This window comes from Paracoccus nototheniae, assembly GCF_004335005.1.
Taxonomy (GTDB): Bacteria; Pseudomonadota; Alphaproteobacteria; order Rhodobacterales; family Rhodobacteraceae; genus Paracoccus; species Paracoccus nototheniae.
This window is the reverse complement of record NZ_RQRT01000143.1, coordinates 1-3,551: the sequence shown is the minus strand read 5'-3', so window position 1 is coordinate 3,551 and position 3,551 is coordinate 1. Positions and strand designations below refer to the sequence as shown.

4 protein-coding genes are annotated in these 3,551 nt (G+C 72.8%); all 4 read left to right on the top strand.

Annotated elements, in window-relative coordinates; translation table 11 throughout:
- Positions 1-27: 27 nt before the first annotated feature.
- Positions 28-969 (top strand): VWA domain-containing protein, encoded by a 942-nt coding sequence (locus EG885_RS22040; protein ID WP_131578958.1) that lies wholly within the window; start codon positions 28-30, stop codon positions 967-969.
- A complete protein-coding gene (locus tag EG885_RS22035; protein ID WP_131578956.1) occupies positions 966-1,868 on the top strand; it encodes a vWA domain-containing protein in 903 nt (300 codons plus the stop codon). The genes EG885_RS22040 and EG885_RS22035 overlap by 4 nt, the downstream gene beginning before the upstream one ends.
- On the top strand, positions 1,865-2,497 hold the full coding sequence (locus EG885_RS22030; RefSeq protein WP_131578954.1) for a hypothetical protein: 633 nt from the start codon (positions 1,865-1,867) through the stop codon (positions 2,495-2,497). The genes EG885_RS22035 and EG885_RS22030 overlap by 4 nt, the downstream gene beginning before the upstream one ends.
- Positions 2,491-3,551 (top strand): BatD family protein (locus tag EG885_RS22025; protein ID WP_131578952.1); only part of this gene is annotated, 1,061 nt, incomplete at its 3' end. The genes EG885_RS22030 and EG885_RS22025, both read left to right, overlap by 7 nt.

Below are 3,551 nucleotides of genomic sequence, written 5' to 3'. Positions count from 1 at the left end.
GGCCCGCCTGCGCCGCGCGTGGCGCCGATGAGCCTTGCCGCACCCATCCTGCTGGCGCTGCTGCCCCTGCCGCTGCTGATGCGCTGGCTGTTGCCGCCGCGTATCCTGCCCCGCGCGGCGCTGGCGGTGCCGGGTCACCTGCTGCCCCATGCGACGCCCGGCCAACTGCCGCCGCTGCACCGCACGCCTTGGCTGGTGGCGCTGGCCTGGGTGCTGCTGATCGTGGCGCTGGCCGGGCCAAGGGTCGAACGTCAGGCGCAGGTCATTCCCGCCAGCGGGCGCGACATCGTGCTGGCGCTGGATCTGTCGGGCAGCATGGAGCAACAGGATTTCACGCTGGACGGCCAGCCCGTCACGAGGCTCGAGGCCGTCAAGCGGACCGCGCGGGCCTTTGTGGAAAGCCGGACGGGCGACCGGATCGGGCTGGTGATTTTTGGCGGGCGCGCCTATGTGGCGGCACCCCTGACCTTTGATCTGGACGCCGTGGCGCAGGCCATCGACGAGGTGCAGATCGGCATTTCCGGGCGCGGCACGGCGATTGCCGACGGGCTGGGGCTGGCCATCCGCCGCTTGCAGGGCAGCGAGGCGCCGGGCCGGGTCGTGGTGCTGCTGTCGGACGGGGTGGACACCTCGGGCAGCGTGCCGGCGGTGGATGCGGCGCGGCTGGCGGCCACGCATGGGCTGCGCATCCACACCATCGCCCTTGGCCCCGAGGATCTGGAGACCCGCCCCACCGCCCGCGACGCCGTCGATGTGGCAACCCTGCGCGCGGTGGCGGAAACCGCGGGTGGGGCGCTGTTCCGGGTTCGCGACACCGCCGATCTGACCGCCATGGCCGAGGCTCTGGACCGGCTGGAACCCAGCCCCGGCGACCAGCCTCCGCTGCGCTATTGGCGGTCGCTGTGGATCTGGCCCGCCGCGCTTGCCGCCGCCTGTCTGGCGCTGGCCGCCATCCGGAGACGCGGATGACCGGTCTGGTCCTTTTGCGCCCGTGGTGGCTGGCGTGCCTGCTGCCGCTGTTGGCGCTGGCATGGTGGCTGGACCGGCGCGGGCCATCGGCCGGGGGCTGGGAACAGGTCATGCCGCCGCCCATGCTGGCCGCGATGCAGGCGGTTGGCGCGCTTGGCGGGACCACCGGGCGATGGGGGCCGCTGCTGCCCCTGGGGACGGTCGCCGTGCTGCTGCTGGGCCTGTCCGGCCCGGCCTTGCCCAGGGCCGATGCGCCGGTTCTGGCGCGCACCGACAGCGTGCTGATCGCCATCGACCTGTCGCCATCGGTCGCGCGCGGCCCGGCGCTGACGCAGGCGCAGCAGGCGGCGGCGGCGCTGATCCAGGGGCTGGCGGGGCGCCCCGTCGGCCTGATCCTGTATAGCGGAGAGGCCTATGCCGCCTCGGCGCCCACCACCGATCCCCGCACGCTGCAGACGCTGATCGCGGTGCTGGACGCCGAGACCGTGCCCGGTCAGGGCAGCCGCCCCGCCGCCGCCATCGGGCTGGCGGGTCAGATGCTGGCCGATGCGGGGCAGGCCGATCTGGTCGTGATCTCGGACGGGGGCGGGGTGGACCGGCAGGCGGTGGCCGAGGCCGGGCGTCTGGCCGATGCGGGCGCGCGGATCTGGGCGGTGCAGATCATCGGCGCGGCCCCACACGCGCCGCTGCCTGCGGCGGATGCGCTGGACCGGCTGGTGCAGGGGGGCGGGCAGGTGGTGCAGGCCGCCGATATCGACCGGCTGGCGGCCCGGCTGCAGGCGGGCGGCGATCCGCGCCGCAATCCCGATCTGCGCGCGCTTGGCTTTCGCGATCTGGGGCCGTTTCTGGCCGCCTTCGCCGCCCTGCCGCTGTTGCAGATGCTGAGGCGGCGGCAATGACGGGGGCCGCATCCAAAGGCACCGCGATCCTGCTGGCCCTGGCCGTCGCGGGTCTGGTCCATGCCGGGCCTGCGGGTCTGGGCAGCGTGGCGCTGCGGCTTGGCTGGGACAGCGCGGCGCTGGCCTTGCTGGACGATCCAGGCGCGCGGGGCGTGGCGCATTACCGGGCGGGCGATGTCGCGCAGGCCGATGCGGATTTTGCCCAAGCGGGCCGCTCGCAGACCTACAACCGGGCGCTGTCGCTGGCCGCCACGGGCGACTACCCGCTGTCGATGGCCTATTTCGATGCGGTGCTGTTCGCCAACCCCGCCGATGAACAGGCCCGTGCCAGCCGCGATCTGGTGGCGGCGATGGTGCCCCCGCATCAGGGCGACAGCACCGCGCCGGGCCGCATTCTGGGCCATGGCGGCCGCCCCGCCCCCGATGAGATGATCGCCAACGCCCTGTCCGACGCCGCCGCCGAAAGCTGGCGCCGCCCCGTCGAGGCGCGCGGCATGGCGGCCAGCGATGCCTGGCTGGAAACCATCACCGACGATCCGGGCGAGTTTCTGACCCTGCGCCTGCGCGCCGAACATGACCGCCGCGCGGGACTTGGCCTGATCCGGCCCGAGGCGGGTGATCCATGGTGATCCGGCTGATCCTGATGCTGCTGGCCCTTGCGCTGGCTGGCCCCCTGCGCGCCGAAACCCCGGCGCCTCTGGCCCCCGGAGAGGCGCGGCTGCTGATCCTGCACGATCACGGCAACCCCGTCGTGGCCGAGATGGTGCGCCTGACCCTGCGCGGCGAATATGATCTGACCGTGTCGCTGGAAAGCCTGACCTTTCCCAATTCGGACGATTATGACTGGATGCAGATCGACCGCGACCGCTGGTTTCAGGAACGCATCGGCGGTCGGATGATCCAGATCTTCGAACGCGACATCGCGCTGTTTCCACGTCAGCCGGGCGATCTGACCATCGGCCCTCTGGTCCATGATCTGACCAACATCACCCGCAGCGGGGTGCGCGAACCGGTCAGCGTGACCTCGGGGACGACGCGGCTGGCGGTCAAGTCGTTTCCTGCGGACAGCCGACCCCTGACGGCGCGCAGGCTGGTCCTGACGGATGAATTATCCGCCCCGCCCGGTCGTCTGGAACAGGAAGACATCCTGACCCGCCGCGTCACCATCGAGGCTTTGGGCGCCATGGCCCATCACCTGCCGCCTCGCCCCGACATCACCCAGCCCTGGCTGATCAGTTTCACCCTGCCCGAGACGCGCGAGACGATCCCCACCCCCGGCGGCCCCGTCGCCCGCGTGGTCTGGGAATGGCAGATGCGCCCCCGCACCGGAGAGCCGGGCGTCCTTCCCGCGATCCCCTTTGCGTGGTTCGACACCGACAGCCGCCGGGTCGAGGTCGTGGCAATGAAGCCGATCCCCTTTGGCTTTGCGGGCTTCACCACGGCCTCGGGCGCGGGATCGGGGACCGGTCCGGCGCTGCGCTGGCAGATGGCGGGGCTGGCGTTGCTGGGCGGGGCGATCGCGCTGGTGGTCCTGCTGCGCGGCCGGCTGCCCGCGCTTGGGCGCGGGATGCGGGCGCTGCGCCCCGGCCCCCATGCGGCGGCGATGCGCCGGGCGGCGGCGGCGGGCGATCTGATCGCCCTGCGTGCGGCGGCGGCGGCGCATCTGGCATGGCGGCGCAATGG